This window comes from Halobacillus locisalis (assembly GCF_013694105.1).
GTDB lineage: Bacteria > Bacillota > Bacilli > Bacillales > Halobacillaceae > Halobacillus > Halobacillus locisalis.
Genome location: NZ_JACEFG010000004.1, coordinates 96,063 through 117,842, shown reverse-complemented (window position 1 = coordinate 117,842; position 21,780 = coordinate 96,063). Strand labels below are relative to the sequence as shown.

At 44.7% G+C, this 21,780-nt stretch carries 22 protein-coding genes; 12 read left to right on the top strand and 10 right to left on the bottom strand.

The genetic code is table 11. From position 1 onward, the window contains the following. Positions 1-183: 183 nt before the first annotated feature. Positions 184-948 (bottom strand): MerR family transcriptional regulator, encoded by a 765-nt coding sequence (locus H0266_RS17455; protein WP_181473733.1) that lies wholly within the window; start codon positions 946-948, stop codon positions 184-186. Between the two features lie 179 nt (positions 949-1,127). Between H0266_RS17455 and H0266_RS17450 the strand changes: the two genes are divergently transcribed. Beyond that, a complete protein-coding gene (locus tag H0266_RS17450) occupies positions 1,128-2,159 on the top strand; it encodes an AimR family lysis-lysogeny pheromone receptor (protein ID WP_181473732.1) in 1,032 nt (343 codons plus the stop codon). An 840-nt stretch (positions 2,160-2,999) separates the two neighbouring features. Then, positions 3,000-3,470 (top strand): DinB family protein, encoded by a 471-nt coding sequence (locus H0266_RS17445; RefSeq protein ID WP_181473731.1) that lies wholly within the window; start codon positions 3,000-3,002, stop codon positions 3,468-3,470. Between the two features lie 89 nt (positions 3,471-3,559). Here the strand turns inward: H0266_RS17445 and H0266_RS17440 are convergent, their stop codons facing one another. Both H0266_RS17440 and H0266_RS17435 read right to left on the bottom strand, forming a co-directional pair. Further along, entirely contained in the window at positions 3,560-4,255 is a 696-nt protein-coding gene (locus H0266_RS17440) for a Type 1 glutamine amidotransferase-like domain-containing protein (protein ID WP_181473730.1), read from the bottom strand. 20 nt (positions 4,256-4,275) lie between these two features. Continuing rightward, the gene (locus tag H0266_RS17435) at positions 4,276-5,160 is read right to left on the bottom strand and encodes a formate/nitrite transporter family protein (protein ID WP_246364190.1); all 885 of its coding nucleotides are present in this window, start codon (positions 5,158-5,160) and stop codon (positions 4,276-4,278) included. A 120-nt stretch (positions 5,161-5,280) separates the two neighbouring features. On the opposite strand from H0266_RS17435, the gene H0266_RS17430 reads away from it, so the two are divergent. Beyond that, positions 5,281-5,454 (top strand): hypothetical protein, encoded by a 174-nt coding sequence (locus H0266_RS17430; protein ID WP_181473728.1) that lies wholly within the window; start codon positions 5,281-5,283, stop codon positions 5,452-5,454. Between the two features lie 85 nt (positions 5,455-5,539). Here the strand turns inward: H0266_RS17430 and H0266_RS17425 are convergent, their stop codons facing one another. The 4 genes from H0266_RS17425 to H0266_RS17410 form a co-directional block, all read right to left on the bottom strand. Further along, the gene (locus H0266_RS17425) at positions 5,540-7,069 is read right to left on the bottom strand and encodes an HD-GYP domain-containing protein (RefSeq protein WP_181473727.1); all 1,530 of its coding nucleotides are present in this window, start codon (positions 7,067-7,069) and stop codon (positions 5,540-5,542) included. Between the two features lie 130 nt (positions 7,070-7,199). After that, on the bottom strand, positions 7,200-7,643 hold the full coding sequence (locus H0266_RS17420) for a DUF4064 domain-containing protein (RefSeq protein WP_181473726.1): 444 nt from the start codon (positions 7,641-7,643) through the stop codon (positions 7,200-7,202). 16 nt (positions 7,644-7,659) lie between these two features. Beyond that, on the bottom strand, positions 7,660-8,628 hold the full coding sequence (locus H0266_RS17415) for an ABC transporter permease (RefSeq protein WP_343063333.1): 969 nt from the start codon (positions 8,626-8,628) through the stop codon (positions 7,660-7,662). Further along, positions 8,612-9,532, bottom strand: coding sequence for an ABC transporter ATP-binding protein (locus H0266_RS17410; protein WP_181473724.1), 921 nt, complete (start codon positions 9,530-9,532; stop codon positions 8,612-8,614). The genes H0266_RS17415 and H0266_RS17410 overlap by 17 nt, the downstream gene beginning before the upstream one ends. Positions 9,533-9,678: 146 nt before the next feature. Here H0266_RS17410 and H0266_RS17405 point away from each other — a divergent pair, with 146 nt between their 5' ends. The 4 genes from H0266_RS17405 to H0266_RS17390 all read left to right on the top strand — a co-directional run bounded on the left by H0266_RS17405 (position 9,679) and on the right by H0266_RS17390 (position 13,018). Then, positions 9,679-10,821 (top strand): conserved virulence factor C family protein, encoded by a 1,143-nt coding sequence (locus H0266_RS17405; protein ID WP_181473723.1) that lies wholly within the window; start codon positions 9,679-9,681, stop codon positions 10,819-10,821. A 21-nt stretch (positions 10,822-10,842) separates the two neighbouring features. Continuing rightward, positions 10,843-11,271 (top strand): BrxA/BrxB family bacilliredoxin, encoded by a 429-nt coding sequence (locus H0266_RS17400; protein ID WP_181473722.1) that lies wholly within the window; start codon positions 10,843-10,845, stop codon positions 11,269-11,271. Positions 11,272-11,478: 207 nt separating this feature from the next. Beyond that, the gene (locus H0266_RS17395) at positions 11,479-12,714 is read left to right on the top strand and encodes a molybdopterin-dependent oxidoreductase (RefSeq protein ID WP_343063332.1); all 1,236 of its coding nucleotides are present in this window, start codon (positions 11,479-11,481) and stop codon (positions 12,712-12,714) included. Positions 12,715-12,826: 112 nt separating this feature from the next. Then, positions 12,827-13,018, top strand: a complete 192-nt coding sequence (locus H0266_RS17390) for a hypothetical protein (protein WP_181473721.1) — start codon at positions 12,827-12,829, stop codon at positions 13,016-13,018. Positions 13,019-13,574: 556 nt separating this feature from the next. Here the strand turns inward: H0266_RS17390 and mscL are convergent. After that, positions 13,575-14,060 carry a large conductance mechanosensitive channel protein MscL gene (gene mscL, locus H0266_RS17385; RefSeq protein ID WP_181473720.1) on the bottom strand — a complete coding sequence of 162 codons (486 nt, stop codon included), beginning with the start codon at positions 14,058-14,060 and terminating at the stop codon, positions 13,575-13,577. Between the two features lie 57 nt (positions 14,061-14,117). Beyond that, entirely contained in the window at positions 14,118-15,245 is a 1,128-nt protein-coding gene (locus tag H0266_RS17380) for an IscS subfamily cysteine desulfurase (RefSeq protein WP_181473719.1), read from the bottom strand. Positions 15,246-15,669: 424 nt separating this feature from the next. Here H0266_RS17380 and nadB point away from each other — a divergent pair, with 424 nt between their 5' ends. From nadB to nadA, 3 genes are read left to right on the top strand one after another with little or no spacing between them, the layout of a single operon-like run. After that, positions 15,670-17,232 carry an L-aspartate oxidase gene (gene nadB / locus H0266_RS17375; RefSeq protein ID WP_181473718.1) on the top strand — a complete coding sequence of 521 codons (1,563 nt, stop codon included), beginning with the start codon at positions 15,670-15,672 and terminating at the stop codon, positions 17,230-17,232. Further along, positions 17,213-18,067 carry a carboxylating nicotinate-nucleotide diphosphorylase gene (nadC, locus tag H0266_RS17370; protein ID WP_181473717.1) on the top strand — a complete coding sequence of 285 codons (855 nt, stop codon included), beginning with the start codon at positions 17,213-17,215 and terminating at the stop codon, positions 18,065-18,067. The genes nadB and nadC overlap by 20 nt, the downstream gene beginning before the upstream one ends. Next, the gene (gene nadA, locus H0266_RS17365) at positions 18,064-19,170 is read left to right on the top strand and encodes a quinolinate synthase NadA (protein WP_181473716.1); all 1,107 of its coding nucleotides are present in this window, start codon (positions 18,064-18,066) and stop codon (positions 19,168-19,170) included. The genes nadC and nadA overlap by 4 nt, the downstream gene beginning before the upstream one ends. A 415-nt stretch (positions 19,171-19,585) precedes the next feature. Here the strand turns inward: nadA and H0266_RS17360 are convergent, their stop codons facing one another. After that, entirely contained in the window at positions 19,586-19,936 is a 351-nt protein-coding gene (locus tag H0266_RS17360) for a hypothetical protein (RefSeq protein WP_181473715.1), read from the bottom strand. Between the two features lie 208 nt (positions 19,937-20,144). Here H0266_RS17360 and guaC point away from each other — a divergent pair, with 208 nt between their 5' ends. Together guaC and H0266_RS17350 are read left to right on the top strand one after the other, a co-directional pair. Further along, complete coding sequence (gene guaC, locus H0266_RS17355) at positions 20,145-21,125, top strand: GMP reductase (protein ID WP_181473714.1); 981 nt, start codon at positions 20,145-20,147, stop codon at positions 21,123-21,125. A gap of 58 nt (positions 21,126-21,183) precedes the next feature. After that, positions 21,184-21,369 (top strand): H-type small acid-soluble spore protein, encoded by a 186-nt coding sequence (locus H0266_RS17350; protein ID WP_181473713.1) that lies wholly within the window; start codon positions 21,184-21,186, stop codon positions 21,367-21,369. Positions 21,370-21,780 lie beyond the last annotated feature (411 nt).

Here is a 21,780-nt window from a genome sequence, read left to right as displayed (position 1 = left end):
CCTTGGATAACAGCCTTTTCTATTGAGACCCGATGTCTCGCAAGCGCTGTTTCAAAATCACAAGTCCTATACTAACACCTGTGAGGCATAACTCAATAACAGGAAAGTCACATTCACTTTACGTTTATTACATATATGTTACTCCGTTGTAACATGAGACTCTCGAATTCTTAATAAATCCAGTCAATCCGCCAGTTTGTCGCAGTATGAATGGATTGCCTTTTGCAAAAACTCTGAATAACCTTTTTGTTTTTTTTCGATGTTTTTTGTAAAACGAGAGTCGTTGACATACATATCCGCAAGTCCTCTGAAGATCTCCGGCGTGCAAGTGTAGAAGTAATCCGTAATATGTTGGCGTTTTTCTCCAATCAAACGTTGGACTTCTTCATCATCAGGTCCATGATCCATACGGTCGATGATGGCTTGGTCGATAGCCTCACTTTTTCCATGAATCCTCTTCCAATCTTCCTCTGTATAGGAGGCTGTTTTGGCCTTTGATTGTTTGTACGCGTCCGTATCCCCCCAGCGATCTTTCACTTCTTTCTCATATCTCTTCTGATGCTTCTCTATTTCAGTTCGGTCAAATGAGTCAAACTTATCCTGGTTCGACATTTTCTTTCCTCCTCTTAATGAAACAAGCGTCTGATCTATGGAATTCAATATACGATCCAAACGCCTCTTCTTTTCTTTCAATAGTACTTTTTGGTGCTGCAAAGCCTTCTCCTGATCGAAATCCGGGTCGTCTAAGATTTGCTGTATCGTGCTTAAGGAAAAGTCCATTTCCTTTAGTAACAAGATTTGTTGCAAACGCGCAACTTCTTCTTCCCCATAATAGCGAAACCGATTCTCCCCTATTAACTGCGGCGATAACAATCCGATATCATCATAGTGGTGGAGTGTGCGCACACTCACACCAGCAACATCAGACAGTTCTTTCACTTTATACATGGTGACCACCTCGTTACACACTAATCGATCACGTTACGTTAGAGTCAACTTTTATTTGTAGAATTTATTTACTGGACTCCTTAACCTACAATTTGAAAAAATTTGCAAATTGCTTTGTTTATTCTTACATACACCTTATAATAGAAGTACCTAAATGAAAGGCTGAGGAGGGATATGATATGAAGAGTTATATGGTGATTGAACCCACACGGTTCAATCGAATTCATATGAATCATCTTTCTCCTGCTTACAAATTCTATCATCATGAACTTAAAGACGCAGACTCAGATGTGATGGCACAGGAACGGACCAGGCAGTTCTGTTTATCCAATAAACATACGAAGATAGAGGACCAACTGGCGACGATGGAATTTCTCTATATGAACGATTACTTCAAGGATTTAGATCGAGCACTTACCTTCGACCATCTCCATCCTGAAGTTGTCCAACTTTACCGTATTGTTTTGGACAGGAAAACAACCCGGTTGACTGAACAGGATTTAAAAGAAATGGAGACTTGGACATTCGAACATCCTTCCCTAAGATGCATCCATTTGTTCCTTCTCGTCTATGCTTATTATGATATGAGAAAATATGCAGGAATGGACAAATATACAGAGGATATCCAGGAAGCGTTGTTCACCATAAATGAACCTTTATTTCATTACTATATGAAACTTCGCTTTGATGAATTGACTTTCCATCACTATTGGAAAATCAACAGTCTCGTTTTAGCTCGAAAGTTCGCTTACAAGTATATCAGTTCCGGATTAGCTCCCAAGAAATTAGCCACCATGCATCACCATTTAGCGCTGACTCACTCGTTGGACGATTACGATCAGACGATGGATTATTTATTAAAAACGAAACACTTAGGAGAAATACATCAGCTACCCGATATCATTCAATCTGTCACGAACCACTCTATTCCGTTTACATCAGCCTTTCATAACCGCACGGAAAATGTTCATACGACAGATCCTGTAGAAATTGCTCACTTAGCCATTGCCCGTGGCGATAACCAAAAAGCGATCGACCTTCTTTCCCGTAGAACTTCGTTGTCACCTTTTCAACAAAGCTATCTAGGACTCGCCAAAAAAGACCTCGCTTTGTTACGTCATGCCAAGTATCGCTTCGTACATGAAAGCCGAGACTTATTCTTCGCTCAATTACCTGAGCATTATATGAAACGAGTTCTTACGATTGTGTAAGTGATGTACCTTCATGAAACAAAAAGAAGCTGCCAAGCAAATCGCAGCTTCTTTTTAATACCATAATCTCCCCCATATCTTGAATACTTGAAGGTGAGGTGTTTGGGTCCTCTACTGAAGTAAGAAAAGGGCGTGGTGGGAAATGACTCGCTTTCCTGCGGGGGAACCGCCGAGCCTCCTCGGTCGTTAACACTCCCTGTGGGGTCTCGCCTGAGTCCTTCTCCCGCGGGAGTCTCGCCATTTCCCACCACACCCGTCCATATTTGGCTCGTCGGACCATTCATTGATGAGAAGATTGTGGCCTTACTGACATTGAAAAAACTAGGTGTCCGAAAAAATGTGACTTATGTCTCAATAGGCCTAGCATATGTCCGATAAAGTGCATCTCATGTCCGAATTGGTAGGAAATGTCCGATATAGAAGGTCGCTTGTCCGAATTGAGAATGTGAGTGTCTGATATCCTGTACCTTTTGTCCCGATTGTTTGGATAAATGTCCGAATCGAAGTCCGTTCATCCAATATATCCGCAAGGAGGGAAGGGAAAACAGGTAGACTCCTGCGGGAAAATGGAACAGGCTGAGACCCCGGAGAGCTTTAGCTCGATGAGGCTCAGCGTTCCCCGCGGAAAGCGGACTGTTTTCCCTTCCCTCCAGACTCTCTTATGAACGAACGGACGAGAACATCTCAAATTCAAGTATTCCAGATAACTACCCGATCATTGAATGAATTTGATATGGAAAATGGCAAATTAAACACATTCTATTAAATCGAATAAAGGATTTTTTCCAGTAAACGGAGAAATAGTGAGCTAGAAACTTTTATAAATGAGGTTGATTCCCTATGAATATGTACTGTCAAAGTGCCTTTCACCAACTAGAGATTGTCATTGCATCCATCTCGGAAATGGTCGGTCAGCTCGAAGAAGAAGACCTTACCTTTCGACCGACTGATGGTAAATATTCCGTTGGCGAACTACTCGAACACATCGCTACCATCCCAGCAGCCGATGGTCATATAGCAAATGAAGCTAGCGAGGAAGATATGCGTTCCTTCTATGAAACGATCTCTTTGCAAACAAAAACGGATATATTAGAAAAACTATTCGAGCATTTTTCCCAACTAAAAACTCAATTTGAAAATTACACGGAAGACCACTTGTTCACTGAAACGACTTCCTGGTGGGGAGTGACTTATACAAGATTCGGATGGCTCTTGGAAATTGTCGCTCACATGTACCACCATCGTGGGCAGTTGCATGCCATGCTTGTTCACGTGTACAAGAAAGACCCGGAAATCATGCTTTTCGAGTAACGCAAAAAGGACGCCTTAGATATAAGGCGTCCTTTTTGAAAGCATCATTCAAGAACCGTACATGCTCGAAATCAATTGTTTCAAACAACTTAATACAAGTAGTGCGTCGGCAGGCTTTCTTCGATGACCTTCTTATTCTGCACCCTCACCCTATAGGCTTTTGCATTGGCCCTTGAGCAGACTGCTTTCTCTAGTTCCTCACCAATAAAATGAACCGCCGCTCCATCATCAAGAGCAATTCCTGACCCTAATTCATGCGCTGCGATCGCCTTTTGATAGGTAGGCCTTCGTTGTTCTTCTCCATCGTAATGAGGACAACAGCTTCCCTTTACGAACCCTAGACAAGATAAGGGTTGTAAGGAATCCCCGTACGAATCGGTCAGACCCTCTTCGAACCAACAGATGGCCCCGGCACTGATCCCTGCCAGTAGTACACCATTCTCCCACGCTTCGTGAAGGATTGAGTCAAGATTCCACTCTCTCCATAAAGCTAGTAGATTCTTTGTAGATCCTCCGCCGACATATATAATATCCTGATCCAGCACAAATTTGCGAATGTTCGTCGTTTCGGGTTTGAATAACGATAAATGACTCGGTTCGCAATTCTGTTTTTTGAAGAAGTCATAAAATCGATTAATATAACTTTGCGCATCACCGCTTGCCGTCGGTATGAAACAGACTTTCGGCTTATTTGCGGCCACCTGATTTAGTATATATTCATCCAACAATGGATTTTCAGGCTCCATTGAAAATCCTCCACCGCCCATGGCGATTAACTGCTTCATACCAATTGCCCCCTCACCTTTTACTTCCCTAACGTTTGAATATCCTCCTTATACGCATAAGAGAAAAGAAGCGAAACAAGGATTGCTCCACCAATTAAGTTTCCAATACTTGCAGGTAGCAAATTGAAGAAGATGTATTCATACCACGTATATTTATCTGTTGCTAAAAACCCCATGCTGAAGTAACCCATGTTCGCTGCACTGTGTTGAAAGTTACCAGCTACAAACAAGATAACAGGAAGCATGGTACCGAGAATTTTTCCTGTTATATCTCTGGCAGACGTCGTCAAAAAGGCAGCCATTCCAATCAACCAGTTTGCTAAAATACCGGAAACGAGAATCTGGAACCACCCAGCTACACCATGATCCATGAATTTCATTTTATGATCTAAGTAAATAGACAATTCCGGATAAAATGAACTGGATAGTGACCCGGAAAGTTGAATTAAACCAGCTACTATGAAGGCACCTAATAAATTCCCGATATAGGTGGATGCCCAGAATTTATAAATGTTCGCTTTCATCAAGCCCGCTTTATTGAACAGGTAGGACGGCAACAATACGTTAATTTCTGTAAAAAGCACAGCGCCTGAGATGAAGACCATCGCATACCCTGCAGCGAATCCCAAACCGGACAACAAGTGGTAAATCCCCTTTGTTTCAACGCCTGAAGCCAATAAAATCGAGAAGATAGCGCCGAACGTCATGAATGAGCCGGCTGTTAGTGCTAATAGAAATTGCGCTCTGAACGGTTTATTTAAATGATCCCGTCCCTTTTCGCCGAATTCGTCGACGATTTGAGAGGGAATATAAAACTGACGACCTGGACGATCGACAGAACCCTTCTGTTCTGTATCTGTTTCTATATTTTCATTTTCTTCTTTATGTGATTGATCGTGTCCCAAATCCATCCCTCCAATGATTTTGCTATTCCCCGAAAATCAGCAAAATAATCCATTTTCGGAATAACAAATAGCAATTTGACACAAATTATGACTATCAATCGAACGTAAAGGAGACTTGTGATGCCTAGAGATGAATTTTGCTTAGCTTGTGATGGTGAAGGTTTGCTTATGGATGATGAAGAATGGCGCTATACGTGCAAAGTATGTGGGGGAAGTGGATATAAACCTCAAGAGGGGCGTGTCTACAACCGTGAGGTCGCAAATGTAGATGAAATGAACCGTTTGCTCGACTGATATGCTCACAATCAGGTTCATATCCATCTCTTTTATATGGTGATTAAAAAGAAGCGCTCAGATGGGTCCTGGCGCTTCTTTCCTATCAATTTGGTTGTACTTCATACACCACTTTTTCTAAGACGTTTACGTCACGCTCTTTCATCACATCAAGAAAAAGGTCTGCGAAGTAAGGGTCCCACTGAGTGCCTCGTCCTTCTTCTATGATTTTCAGTGCCTTTTCCTTGGCCATGCCCTTCCGATATGGACGATTTGAGGTCATGGCATCATATGCATCAGCGACTGCCATTAAACGACCGAAGACCGGAATATCATCGCCGGATAATTGATCCGGGTACCCTCGGCCATCAAATCGTTCATGGTGGTTACGCACCCCTGGAAGTACAGGCTTCAGTTGTTCTGGAAGCTGTACTTGTTTTAGGATATCTGCTCCGATGACGGGATGCTGCTTAATTTGGTCGAACTCTTCATCTGTAAGTCGGTCAGCTTTCAGTAAAACATGATCACGTACACCGATTTTCCCGATATCATGTAGGAGCGCAGATTTTCTCAGCAAGTCCACCTCTGCGGCCGAGAACCCTGCACGCTCCGCAATCCAAACCGAGTATTCTGCGACGCGTTCAGAGTGACCAGCTGTATAAGGGTCCCTTGCATCAAGCGTTGCTGCAAAAACCGTGAAGAAGCTCTCCAGTAACCGCTCATTTTCTTCGTCTCGCTTTTTTATGCCTCCCACCATATGGTTGAATCCTGTCACAAGATTAGAAAATTCATCCGAGTACACGTTATCCATCGTTTCGAACCGTCCTCGTCTGACTTGATCGAACCGCTCACGCAACGTAAGCATCGGATCTTCTATGCTTTTGTAAAGAAGCATAGAGCTGATCGACCCCATGGCTAGAATGACAACCACAATCAGCGATGCCCAACTCCAGTAGCCTTCAATTCCATTTCCATTACTTTCAGCAAGACGGATCTGCGATGCCAGAATAAATAGTAATACCGGAAAAACAGCCGTAAAGATGGAACTGACCATCAATTTACGCCTGATACTCAAGTAATAACCGACATCCAGCTGTTCAACGGAGTAACCGAGCTGTTTAGAACGTTGGCTTAATGACGCGAGCAAAGGAGTAATCGAACGAAATGTAAGGAAGAACTCTACAAGGGCATGCATGACGGCAATCAGGATGGCCCCGCTCCACGCCAGCGCTATGTAATAATAAGGAAGGCCGATCCAACCGTTATAAATCCCTAGTAGAGATAACCCCGAAGCCGGAACCGCCAACCCGAGCAAATGAGGTCCTACAATCCTTTGAACAGTCAAAATGGGGAATCGGTGAGCCGTCAAAATGCCTTTTTTTATTTCATGAACAGATAATGATTCTTCTTGGAACATCTTTCGTATAGGCTTGATATGCGATCTGTAGACCACTAATTCGGATAATAGCATGACGACTACTGAAAAACTCATCACGAAGATCAAGTAGACCGCTTCATTCATCTCCAATGTCAGCGTGTGGAATATAAACACACTTCCCACCCCGAATACAGCAAGCATCGATCCGATGATATAGTTGAGTAACATCCGTTTCTGGAAGTCTTGGAAGGGTTTCATAGCATTCTCCTTAATAGGATTAGATATGACTATTATACCAGATAACAAAGGGGGATTTTATAAAAAACGACCTTACTCGACACGTAAGCCAAAAAAAGAGATGAGCCTCAACGACTCATCCTCTCTTCACTCATACACTTTCTATTTCATCTGAAGCCTTGGGTGTCTTACGGACAAGAGCGACAATTCCCGCAATGAGGAAGGCTACACTTCCGAATAATCCGATGAACACTGTCGCAATCGTGAATACGACAGCTGTCACAATCAAGATGATCCCTGCAGCTTTCGGCTTTTTATTGCCTTTCAAGAATACAACCGCCAAAACCCCCAACGCGATGGCTATGACAGAGGCGATAATCAAAAATGTTGCAAAAGTGCCCATGAAATTGAACATTTGATCCATGTTCATATTTTGCAACTCCTGTGCGTTCGGCGCTTGTTCCATAGCCGCAATAAATTCTTCTCTCAGTTGCGGGTTATTGTTAAGCGAACGGAACATAAATCCGACGACAAGTGGAAGAGCGTACAGTAAAATTCCGACAATGGTCAATACAATCTCAATCATTCTACTCATCTTAACCTCTCCTTTTCTAAGCGTTAGCGACATCCCTCTTTGTGAAGAACAGCCATGCTAATACTATAAATAATACGTAATAAACGATAAGGACACCAACAGAAAACACTGCCGTCATCCCTTCAAACATTGGGCCACCTTCCAAATAGACCGTTAAATCTGTGTTTGCAAACAAGATATACTTCGCCCATTCTCTTCCTGCCAAAAAGAGCAAGATGGAATTACCAGCCATCATCAGGAAAATAGCAATCCCGATTGAAAGTGAACTATTCCGGAACACAGCTGAGATCATGAACGCAAAGGTAGCCATCATCACTAAGTTGATAGAGCTGAGCAAATAGCGGAACGCCGTATGTGCGAAGATTGGAGCCTGCTCGATTGAATCCCCTTGTCTAAATACATACGTCTGAGAAATGCTATCAATGCCAAACAAGGCTCCCCCGACTACGAAAGAGAATACATAAAGAAACACGAGCAACGTAAGCGCGAAAATAAGCACAGAGACATATTTAGCCAGCAAAAGCTTCGCACGTGATATCGGACGTATCAATAAAAGTTTGATCGTTCCCCATTTGAACTCATTCGCTACGATACTTGCTGCCACAATAATTGTAAACAAACTGATGATCGAGATAAACCCTTTATTCATCTGAACAAAGTCCCAAGCATCAAATGTGGTCGGTTTAATGTTATTGTCAATGTAGTATTGGTTGACCTCCACATCCATGAAAGCAGGATACTGGATGGCCTCTCTACTCCCATCCTCCCCTTGCAGCAAGTCATTTTGTTCCTGGAGGACTTCTTTCCAATCGTCGCCACTCGGGACGTCCCCTCCACTAAGAAAGGAATCGTCAACCTTCTGAAAAATACCGAAAGCGAGGATCAGGATGGCGAAGGTGATGACCATGACTTTCGTTGTGATTTGCGAATACATTTTCATTTGTTCATTTCTGATGAGTTTTACGAAGTTATTCAATGGAATCACCTCCGATCACATCCATAAAGGCATCCTCTAGCGTTGACCGTTTTACATCGACACTATACAAATCGACACCACCATTCACTAGGTGTTTAATGATGTCCGGGATCTGTGCTCGGCTCGCAACAAAGTGAATCATCTCACCGCTTTGACTAATGTCATCACCAACCAATTCCGTTACGATTTCAGTAGCAAGTTGTTGTGGATTTGCTTCCATAGACACTTCTCTTTGTTCCGTTTGTTTCAATGCTTCTTGGACAGATTGAATGGTGATGAGTTCTCCATTTTTTATGATTCCGATCCGATCACACATCATCTCCATCTCGGATAAAATGTGGCTCGACACGATGACTGCCACATTTTCTTCCGCAGCCATGCGTCTGATATAACTACGGATCTCTCTGATTCCGGCAGGGTCCAGGCCGTTTGTCGGCTCATCCAAAATGAGAATGGACGGATTATGTAATAACGCCTGCGCAATCCCTAATCGTTGACGCATGCCTAATGAATATTTACCGACCTTATCGTTCACCCGATTCTCAAGACCGACAAGTTGAACGACTTCTTTGATTCGCTCGTTCGGAATACCAGGGATCATCCTTGAATAATGAATGAGATTTTTCCATCCACTCATGAACGGATACATTTCTGGATTTTCTACAATCCCGCCAACATGACGAATCGCTTGTTTATAATCCTTTATTATACTATTCCCTTTAATATAGATGTCCCCACTCGTGAGCTTCATCAGTCCGACCATCATCCGGATGGTCGTGGTTTTCCCTGCTCCGTTCGGTCCAAGAAAACCGAACACTTCCCCAGGATAAATATCGAAATCAAGCCCTTTGATGATGGGCTTTCCCTTAATCGTCTTTTGCACTTCCTTCAATTGCATGACAGGTTGCGTCATAGGGAACCCTCCTTTCACCAACACACTTATAGTACGGACCGAATCATGGACGGGTTTCATTTATTTCCATCGTTAGTCGTAAACATGGATGAGTTGCGCTTTCTTTGATAAAATAGGAAGAAATGTGTAGATAGGGGGACAGATGAATGAAAATCGTATCCATCGAACCAACTCCTAGTCCGAATTCAATGAAAATCAATATGAGTGAAGCCTTACCTGAAGGTGAAACGCATAACTATAAAGAAGGCGACGACCACAGCTCGTCTCCGGACTTCGTAAAACAGCTATTTTCGATTGAAGGAGTCAAAGGACTGTACCATGTCTTAGACTTCATCGCTCTCGAGCGCAATGCGCGTGTGCCTTGGGAATCAATTCTGCCCGAAGTCCGCAATGTGTTCGGAGAGGAAAAGGAAGAGCAAGTTGCCTCTGCCTCCGAACCGGAGGAAGAAGACTCCTTTGGTGAAGTGAAGGTATTCATCCAAATGTTCAAAGGGATCCCCATGCAAGTAAAGCTTGAGGACCGCGGCGAAGAAAAGCGTGTCGGGTTAGAACCACGCTTTCAAGAGGCCGCGATGGAAGCAGCACCTGCTTCTCCGAACATGATTATGGAGCGTCAGTGGGTCGAACAGAGTCCACGTTACGGGGATGCCGGTGAGATCGGCGAACAAGTGAAAGAGGAAATTTCGGCAAGTTATGACGAAGAACGACTGAAAACGCTTGTTAAACAAGCGTTTGATCAAAACTCGAACACTGAAGAACCCTCACAGAAAAAAGCGGATATTACGTTAGAAACATTGGATCATGTCGATTGGAAAGTACGCTATGCCGCGCTTGATCGTATGGATCCAACGGCCGACGATTACCGAATTCTCGATAAAGCGTTAGATGATGACAAAGCATCAATCAGAAGGCTGGCTACGGCCTACTTAGGGATGATCGAAGAAATGGAAACTCTTCCTTTTCTTTATAAAGCCTTACAGGACAAGTCCGTAACTGTAAGACGTACGGCCGGTGACTGTATTTCAGACCTCGGATTCAAGGAAGCGATGCCCAAAATGATTGAATCCCTGAAAGACTCCAACCGCCTTGTGCGTTGGCGTTCAGCCATGTTCTTATATGAACTTGGTGACGAGAGCGCGCTTCCTGCCTTAAAAGAAGCGGCTGATGATCCAGAATTTGAAGTGCGTATGCAAATCAATATGGCCATCGAGCGTATTGAAGGTGGCGAAGAAGCAAAAGGCTCTGTTTGGCACCAAATGACTCAGGCCACGAAACAGAAAAATCAGTAACTTATTATAGGAGGAATTCCCATGAACCCATATGAAGCATATATGAAAGAAATTTCCCAACCGATGCGTGACGAGCTCACCCATGCCGGTTTTTCAGAATTGACGACCCCTGAAGAAGTGGACGCCTTCATCAGTGAAACGAAAGGCACATCCCTCGTTGTCATCAATTCCGTATGCGGATGTGCCGCTGGCCTCGCCCGCCCTTCTGCACGTGAATCATTAACGAATGAGAAAAAGCCAGAACACCTCGTCACCGTTTTCGCAGGCCAGGACCGCGAAGCAACAGCGCGTATGCGTGAATATCTTGAAGGATACGAGCCTTCCTCCCCTTCTATGGCTGTATTGAAGGATGGACAAGTCGTGCATTTCATTCCACGTGAAGAGATTGAAGATCACGAAGTCGAAGAGATTACAGCAAACTTAACGTCTGCTTATAACGAATACTGCTAACAGACTTGGACCGCTTTCTTTAGGAAAGTGGTCTTTTTTTGAACACATACACGTGCACACTAATCGCCTAAACCGGGTACTAGACGTATAGATGAAACGAAAACGGATACAAGATAAATCACAAATTCACGGACTGAGTCCTGACAACACCAAGGTCTGTGAAGGAACTTGTTTTCAAATCCTACTACCGTTAGGGGAGGTAAGGCCGTGGATAAGAGCATTTTCTATAAAAAACAGAAAAAGTTCGGTCAAAGTTTGAAACAGCTTCACCACTGGAACGCGCTATTGTGCACGTTCTTAGCTTTGACAGGACTGATTCTCGTCTCGTCTGAATTCCGGCAATGGCTGCCCCAGGTAAGGATTTGGGTGAAGGACAGCCATATTTGGATGGGTTTCATCAGCATTCTTCCTCTCGTCTTTTATAGACCAAAAATGATCAAGCACTTAAGAACGCTGCGTAAACGGAAAAACAACCGGATGAACCTCTACGTCGTTCTTTCTATCCTAATAGCGTTACTCATTTCCGGACTGATCCTGACGTTTCAACGCAACTTCGGTCCCGGTATATCAGCTTTTGCTCTCATCGTCCATGACATGATGACGTGGATAGGTGTCCCTTATTTGATTTACCACAGCATCACGAGAAGCGGTTGGTTCAAAGCCATAGAAAAAAGACGGGCAGAGGAAAAGCAAAACAAACGGATGGTCATAGAAGAAGGAAATCCAATTATGAATCGCCGTACACTGCTACGTCGTGGGACGGGTGTTGGAATCGTACTTGTATTCACTCCATTCATCTATCAATGGCTCAAACCTTACCTCAGTATTCCAAGCCCGTCTGAACCATCGTCAGGCCTCCCATTAACGGAAGCGTTCAGTCCGATGCCGACCCCTGCACCGAAGTCGAAGCCACCAATTGGCGGAGGGAGGAACGGAGAATTCCGTTACTACACCGTCACACCCATGCCTACTATTAACGATGATAACTTTTCCTTTACCATTGATGGACTTGTAGACAACTCTGCATCCTGGAACTGGGAGGAGTTCGTGAATCTGAGTCGAGAAGTACAAGTCTCCAACTTTTACTGCGTCACTGGATGGAGTGTTTATGACGTAACGTGGGAAGGCATCAAGTTGAAAGATTTACTAGATCAAGCAGTGATACATTCAAATGCCACCCATGTTAAGTTTTATTCACAAGATGGTGTCTATACTGACTCCCTTACAATAGACCAAGCGATGCAAGAGGATGTGATGGTAGCGATGCTTATAGATGGGCAGTTGATCCCCAACCGCAATGGTGGACCAGTCCGCCTCATCGTCCCGAAAATGTATGCTTATAAATCAGTCAAATGGCTGAACCGCATAGAACTGATTGATGAAGAACATATCGGCTACTGGGAACAACGAGGGTATAGTACAGATGCCTGGGTAAACCTCTAATCCTTTTGTACCAATTATTGTAAGTTTACTAGATATTAATCGTACCGTAACTTATCGTTTACAATTGTTGGGTATAGTCATTCTGAACCCTACTTGAAAGGAGTCGTTACACATGATGAAAAAATGGTTGCTTGCTATTGGACTCACATCCGTACTAACGTTAGCTGCTTGTGGTGGTGAAGAGGAAGACGGAGACATGGAAGAACAAGAGTCAGGTGAAATGGAAGACTCTGAATCTGGTGAAATGGAAGGTTCTGGAGAAGATTCTGGTGAGGGCTCTGAAGACTCTGAAGGCGAAGAATAAGCAAAAGAGGACCTGATCAAGGTCCTCTTTTTTCAGGCTGCCTGCAGAAGTCCGTGCAGAGATTCTGTTTGATCATATAAGAATACCGTGGGATGGAAAACGACTCGCTTTCCTGCGGGGGAGCCGGCGAGCCTCCTCGTTCGTTGACACTCTCTGTGGGGTCTCGCCTAGGTCCTTCTCCCGCGGGAGTCTCCCCGTTTTCCATCCCACTATGCTACAAATAGTGGGAACAGAACCTCACCAAACATGGTGCAGTCATCAGTAGAAATCCTCATTGTCGTTGAATCTCTAGAGGTTCAGCCTTCTTTTGTTGAGGTGGCGTGGAAACGGCGACACTCCTGCAGGATCCTGAGGCTTGGGTGAGATCCCGCAGGTCTCAGGAGCGACCGAGGAAGCTCACCGCCTCCTGCGGAAAGGGAGTCGTTTCCACGCCACCGGTCTCTTCTCAACTTGGAAGAACCGAAAGTAGCTTTCCCAACATACTAAAAAAGAGGGCCTTGATCAGGTCCTCTTTTTTGGGTATTTCCCATTTTGATGGACTAAATGGTGATCTCTACTATTTCACCCGAAAACGCGGTGTCCGCTCCTTCATTGGTTTCTTCTCCACTGAAGATGAACAATTCGGGCAAATCACCGCTTGGCTTGGTATCGGCATACAACAATATGGACATTCCTTCTTAGTCATCGAATGCAAGGGATGTTGATGCGGTTTCTTCCAACGATTTATCTGTCTTACTACCAAAAAGACGGCAAATAAAACAATGAGAAAACGGATCGAGGCCGTTAGAAATAATCCATAATTGATCGTTGCAGCCCCTGCCTCCCGTGCAGCGGCAAGGGACGGATACACATCACCACTTAAGCTTATATAAAGATCTTCAAAGTTCATGCGAGCATACAGCAAACCGACAGGCGGCAACAAAATATCCGTCACGAGCGAATCGATAAATCCACTGAACGCCGCGCCTAACACCATCCCGACACCCATGTCTACGGCGCTTCCGCGAACGGTGAATTCACGGAATTCATGGAATAACCCCATCGTCCTCCCCTCCTTCTCTTCGATTCTATGAAAAAGAGGGACAGCCTATGCCGGTCATTACACGCTCACTTCCGACCGATGCTCACTAGCAATGGTGTTCAAGCATTCCGCTAAACGTACGATATCGAACTCTGAATGGGAATGATGAAATGACACCCGGATAAACGTTTCACCCTGTTCTTTTGTCATACCCATCGCGTCTAGCGTCGTAAGGGTTCCATCATGACCGGTCTGACAAGCACTTCCGGTAGAAAAGGCAAATCCTCTACGATTGCCTTCCAACATCATCCACTGACCTGGTACCCCTCGGGTAGTAAGCCCGATAATCGGAATGTCACTATCCAAGCTGTTTCCAACCACAGAAAAACCTTTTCCTAAAAGTTGGACGAATTTGTTCTTCAAGGTTCTGATTTCCCCATCCGTTCTTTGAGCCAAAGCCTCATCTGCAGCAACGATAAATGAAGCAACACCAGGTGTATTCACCGTACCCGGCCTAACGCCAGATTCGTGGGTAACATCATGGAAAATCGGAGAGAACGATAAGGTCGGACGTATGTACACGGCTCCTACCCCTTTGGGACCTCCGATTTTATGAGCCGACAATGAAAAACTGTCGGCAAGTCGCGCCACTTTCTTTAGGTTGATTTTGCCAAAGGCTTGAACAAAATCACTATGCAGAAGCACGCCCTTTTCTCTGCAGTGTCGATAGACTTCCTCTAAAGGTTGAATCGTCCCCAAATCAGAATTGACAAGCTGAACGGACACGACAGCCGTCTCTTTTGTCACGGAGGAAGCTAAAACTTCCAAATCCAACACGCCTTCTGCCGTGAAAGGCACCCACGTCACTTGCGCTCCTTCCCTCTCCATTTTATCGACGACTCGACGAACGGATGAATGCTCCGCTGCAGAAACAACGATATGATTCCCTTTACCTGCTCCCATCAAAGCTTCTAACCCAATCCAGTTGCTCTCTGTCCCCCCACTTGTAAAATACACCCCCTCTTGTTCAACATCCAGCTTAGAAGCAAGCGTGTTCCGACTATGTTCCAATAGAGACTGTGCTTCTGTTCCGAAATCATGTGCACTGCTTGTGTTTCCGTAAAATTCTTCGGCTGCCTTTGTAAAAGCGGCCAACGCCTCTCTGCTCATCGGACTTGTGGCTGCATAATCAAAGTATCTCTCCATCTATTTCCTCTCCTTTATTTGTGTTTTCACTTGTCATAAGTGTAATTCTATGTAAATATAGGTGTCAATACACATGTAAAATCATTGTCGTTATCTATCTATTATTCTGATTCAAGAATCCTAGATGTCCAAGGTTCGTCACCTTATTAGGCGTATGGGGTGGTTTTGAAACAACTCGCTTTCCTGCGGGGGAGCCGGCGAGCCTCCTCGGTCGTTGCACTCCCTGTGGGGTATCGCCTAGGTCCCTCCCACGGGAGTCACGCTGTTTCAAAACCAGCCCCATCGACGAGAAGAAGAACGAACCCTCAACGCTGGAACTAGGCAGCGGATAAAGCCATAGGTCTTTGCCTTGATTATATTATTGTGAAGAAATGAATACATCAAAACATGCTGGAACAGAGCCAAAATAATAAGGGGATATGATATGAGAAAAGCGGATGTGATCATTGTCGGAAGTGGAGTTTCAGCTTTGCAATTGGCAAAACACTTAAGCGAGGACACAAATGTGATTGTCTTCACAAAGTCAAAAGCTACGCACGGAAACTCCTCTTATGCTCAAGGAGGCATTTCTGCAGCCATCAAAGAAGATGACGACCCTTTCGCCCACTATTTAGACACCGTTGAAGCCGGCCGTTACACCAATCAATCCCAATACACTCTAGAAATGACCCGAGAGGCTCCAGCCATTATTAATGAGTTGATTGCCGAAGGGTGTGAATTTGACCGTAATCCGGATGGTCACCTTCAGCTAGGACGCGAAGGTGGGCATCATGATTACAGAATCGTACATAGCGGTGGCGATCAAACTGGAAAACGCTTAATGAAGCACCTGATTCAACAGCTGCCAGACACGATTGAACTGTATGAAGACCACTTCGTTTATGATCTAGTAATCCATGAAAACCGTTGTTACGGTGTGAAATGTCTAACGAAAAACGGAACTCGTACTTTCACAGCGGCTCATGTGATTTTATCCACAGGCGGATGTGGACAATTGTACTCTCTCACTTCCAATGCAGAGACCATTACAGGAGACGGCATCGCCTTAGCTTATCAGGCTGGAGCAGAAATCACAGATATGGAATTCATCCAATTTCATCCGACCCTCTTGTATAAAGATGGTCGAACACATGGATTAGTGACAGAAGCTGTTCGTGGTGAAGGTGCTGTACTGCTGAACGAGAACGGCGACGCTATCATGGATGGCGTACACCCTTTGCGCGACCTCGCCCCACGTAATGTCGTTGCCCAGACCATATACCAGCAACTCCAACAAGGTCACCATGTGTACCTAGACATACGGTCCATCTCGGATTTTTCAAAACGATTCCCTACGGTAGCAAAACTGTGTGAGGCTCATAACATCGATATTCAAAAGGGGCAGATTCCCGTTTCACCCGGCTGCCATTTCTCTATGGGGGGAATTGCGACAGACCGCTTCGGAAGAACGGCCGTCAATGGGTTGTACGCTTTAGGGGAAGCCGCTTGCACGGGTGTTCATGGTGCGAATCGCTTGGCAAGCAATTCGTTACTGGAAGGTCTTGTTTTCGGAAAAAGACTAGCCGCTTTCATTAACTCCACTGAAGGATTGCCGGAGTTACCAGATCTGCCTGAACGTAAGCCTTCGCTCCACCACTCGATCGTTGACCTGCCGCCTGTGAAAGAACTTCAACAGAGAATGATGGATCTTGTCGGGATGGTCCGGACTGAGCAGCAGTTGCTCCAACAGAAAGAGTGGTTGGATTCTTTCCGAATCGATGAGTGGTTTACCTTTGACTTGAGTTTGCTCACTACTAAACAAGTGACCACGCTATTCATGCTGCAAACAGCTTGGTTGATCACCTGCTCCGCTCTTGAACGCAAAGAAAGTCGCGGGGCCCACTTCCGAAGTGATTTCCCGGAAGAACTGAAGGTGTGGCAACAGAAGCAGTCCGTCCATAAGAGAAACGTAGAAAAGAGGAATATACATGAACCCATTTATCTATAAGAAAAGCTTAGAGGCCTTTTTCATCGAAGATATCGGTGACCGTGATGTGACGAGCGATGTTCTTTTCCCAAAATCAGCTCAAGGAGAATTGACGTTGATCAGTAAGCAGTCCGGCGTATTTTGCGGTGAAGACGTGATTGTATCAGGGTTTGAGGTTCTAGATCCTTCTGTTAAGGTGACGACCTTCGTCCCCGATGGAGCGTCCATTGCGTCTGGTGTCGAAATCGCTAAGATCCAAGGTCCCATCCGTAGTCTGCTGAAAGGAGAGAGGGTCATATTGAATTTGATTCAGCGTATGAGCGGGATTGCGACGCTTACGCGTGAAGCGGTTCAACGATTGGACGATGAAAAGACGATGATTTGTGATACCAGAAAAACGACACCTGGTCTACGCACCTTTGAAAAGTATGCCGTGCGTGCGGGTGGTGGCAAGAATCACCGCTTCGGATTGCATGATGCCGTCATGATCAAAGACAATCACATCGCTTTTGCTGGATCGATTACGAGGGCTGCGGAAACAATCAAATCAGAGTTAGGGCATATGGTGAAAATCGAAGTGGAAACCGAACATGAAGACCAAGTGAAAGAAGCCGTTGAAGCGGGCGTCGATTGTATCATGTTCGATAATCGCAGCCCTGAACAAGTTCGCGTCTTAAAAGCGCTCGTTCCTTCATCGATTACGACAGAAGTATCAGGTGGTCTATCACTCGACAACTTATCCTCTTATCGTGGATTAGATGTGGATTACATTTCGCTCGGTTGTTTGACCCACTCAGCCCCTTCCCTCGACATTAGCGCCAAAGTGATCACAAATTCTGAGGAGGACAACAAATGAACCTTTTTGAAACGATGAAAACCCAGCACCCTACTTTGCCTGACCGCTATCAACAGATGAGTGACGATGAACTTAGAGCGATTGTTCAACGCGTCAAAAATGAAATGGGCAGCCGGTTATTTCTACCCGGTCACCATTACCAAAAAGATGAAGTCATAGAGTTTGCTGATGCGCGCGGGGATTCTTTGAAACTGGCTCAACTATCAGCAACCCAGCATGAAGCAGAAGCGATTGTATTCTGCGGTGTTCACTTTATGGCCGAAACGGCAGATATTTTAACGAGAGACGATCAGCACGTGTACTTACCCGACATGCGCGCAGGTTGCACCATGGCGGATATGGCCAATATTACACAGACGGAAAAAGCTTGGGATAAGCTGATGGCGACGTTTGACGATACCATTCTGCCCCTCACCTATGTGAATTCGACGGCAGCGATTAAATCGTTTGTCGGAAAACACGGAGGCGCGACGGTTACGTCCTCCAATGCTGCCGGCATGATCGAATGGGCATTCGAACAAAAGGAACGCATCCTCTTCTTACCTGACCAGCATTTAGGACGGAATACCGCTTATGATTTAGGTATCCCCCTTGAACAGATGGCGGTATGGGATCCGATACGGGAAGAGCTTCTTCATGAAGTTCCTGTAGAGGAAGTGCGGGTCATTTTATGGAAAGGTCACTGTTCCGTTCATGAAAACTTTACGACCTTGAACGTGGAACAGGTTCGCAACGACCATCCTGATATGAACATCATCGTTCACCCTGAGTGCAGCCGAGAGGTCGTTGCCCTTTCTGACTACGCTGGCTCGACGAATTTCATTATCAATCAGATCAAGGATGCACCTGCCGGGAGTGCTTGGGCAATCGGGACAGAAATGAATCTTGTGAACCGGATCATTAAAGAACATCCAGAACAGCATATCATTTCGCTGAATCCCCGCATGTGTCCGTGCTTGACGATGAACCGGATTGATTTGCCTCACTTGGCTTGGTCGCTTGAGTCGATTGCGAACGGTGAGCCGCAGAATGTGATCAAGGTGGACCGCGGGGTTGCTGTTGACGCGAAAAAGGCGCTAGATCGTATGCTTGAACGCGCATGAATTTATATACTTATGAAGAGGCAGACACTGCTTTTAGTGTCTGCCTCTTATTTTTGAGATTGAAGAACTCGTCACTCTTCTTCTTTTTGGATTTCAAATGAGTGGGTGGGTTGCTAATAATGGCTATTTTATGGATGTGAGAGCCCGAAAAGTGCTGTGATGGCTCATGTCACAGCACTTTCACCACCAGAGTATATATTAAAATGCTGTGATCACATGCCTCTCAACACTTATGCATGCTGAACACAGTCAAAAACGCTGAGAAGGCGCCTCTCTCAACTATTTTTCAAGAAGATGAACGTTAAAACGGTTGAAAGCTCCTGAACGAGCATGACGACTCCGGGCGGCAAACTAAAAAGAACCCACCTGATGTCAGATGGGTTCTTCTCTATATCTCTTGATAAAAATGACGACACTAATCACCAAAAGAAGACCAGCATAAAAACATGACGATGCTTGATAATTGTGCGTAGGAAGATGTATAGTATCCCGTTCCAACACTTCTTGTATAGGAGTACATTTGAATAAGGAATAGCACAAGAAAGAAACACCCAGCGACCAAAGCCGCTTCTTTCGTTTTTGAAATCAATACGGCCAGCACGAAACAAATCGTTGCCGCAAAGAATATGTATTGTACCGACATGGCTTCAGATGCCTTATAAGATACGGGAATATCTGACGTAATCAGCCAACGCATAAACGTTCCGACCATTCCAAACAGCAGACCTAAGACAGCCAGAGAAGCTGTTATAACCTTTCGAATCATCCTATCCACCTCTTTCCACGTCACACATCGACAAATAATGAAAAAATAGCAAATTTAAAAAACGAATGTTGTTCGAACAACTAACCGGTATTGTATGTTTTTTAACCATTTTAATTTTTGACACCGTTTTATAAATCCGTTATTATGAATTATATACGAACAATAAACTAACAAGCGAATTAATTGTTCGCTTTTTTGAGGTGTTATCATGGAAAACGTATTCGATTATGAAGATATTCAACTTATCCCTAATAAATGTATTGTAAATAGCCGCTCTGAGTGTGATACGAAAGTAACGTTGGGTAATCATACCTTCAAACTTCCGGTCGTCCCTGCTAATATGCAGACGATCATCGACGAGGAAGTGGCCGGCTTACTGGCTGAAGAAGGGTATTTTTACATCATGCACCGCTTTGAACCGGAAACAAGAAAAGCATTCATTGATGATATGCACAAGCGCCACTTGATTGCATCCATCAGTGTTGGTGTCAAAGAAGAAGAATATGGATTTATCGAGGAACTGGCCAAAGAAGACCTGATTCCTGAATACATCACGATTGATATTGCCCACGGCCACTCTCAACCCGTCATTGATATGATTAAACAAATCAAGAAACACTTACCAGAGACATTTGTGATTGCCGGGAATGTTGGTACGCCTGAAGCTGTCAGAGAATTGGAGAACGCGGGTGCGGATGCAACGAAGGTTGGCATCGGGCCAGGAAAAGTGTGTATTACGAAACTGAAGACTGGATTCGGTACAGGTGGGTGGCAGTTAGCTGCTGTTCGCTGGTGTGCGAAGGCAGCAAGCAAGCCGATTATTGCGGATGGCGGCATCCGTACGCATGGAGACATTGCGAAGTCTGTCCGTTTCGGCGCAACGATGGTGATGATCGGCTCTTTATTCGCAGGTCACGATGAGTCTCCAGGTGAGATGATCGAACGCGACGGTCAACAGTTCAAGGAGTATTTCGGTTCGGCTTCTGAGTTTCAAAAAGGGGAAAAGAAGAACGTGGAAGGTAAAAAAATGATGGTGTCGTATAAAGGCCCATTGAAGGATACGCTCTTAGAAATGGAGCAGGATCTTCAATCCGCCATCTCTTACGCTGGCGGGACGAACCTTGATGCGATCCGGCACGTTGATTACGTTGTTGTGAAAAACTCGATTATGAATGGCGACTCTTTGTAGAACATGCATAGCTTCCGACTTTTTTACAAAAAATAGTTTGTAAAGGAGGGATGCAGCCGTGAACAAGGAGCGTGCGAAAGAGATTTTCAACTCGCCGGAATTGATCCATGTAATGCATGAGGATAGGGAGATCTATATTGAGGAAGTGATTGAGCGGAATGAGATGGCTCGGATTCATCCGGTGGATCAGCCGAATGTCTATCAGGAAGTTCCGTTATATGAATTGAAAGAGCGTCCGCATTAATAAAATCAATTCAAGAAAAGATCAACTCGAGGGTGGAGTTGATCTTTTTTGTTGTCTATTCGTCTGTCTTCTCTTCCAACTTTGAGTGAATTTTCTCTAAGAATTCGTTTTGTTTATGTTGTGTTTCGACGATTTTGTCTGTCATTTTTTCTAGCGTTTTGATGATGGACCATAGCGATAAAATGATGGCAATGATGAATCTATTCCCATACTTCTACCTCCATATTTAAAAATTGGTCAAACGTTTGATCAATAGCTCTTCACCTACTGATTTCATCCTCACTCTATCATTTTCGCATTAGCCTTTCACCACTAACAAACCAACCATAACTTCAAGTTATGAAAAGGTGGCTCTTTGTTGCTCAACATCAAGTCCATTTTATGCGGATCATGCCCATGCAAACGTTCTTC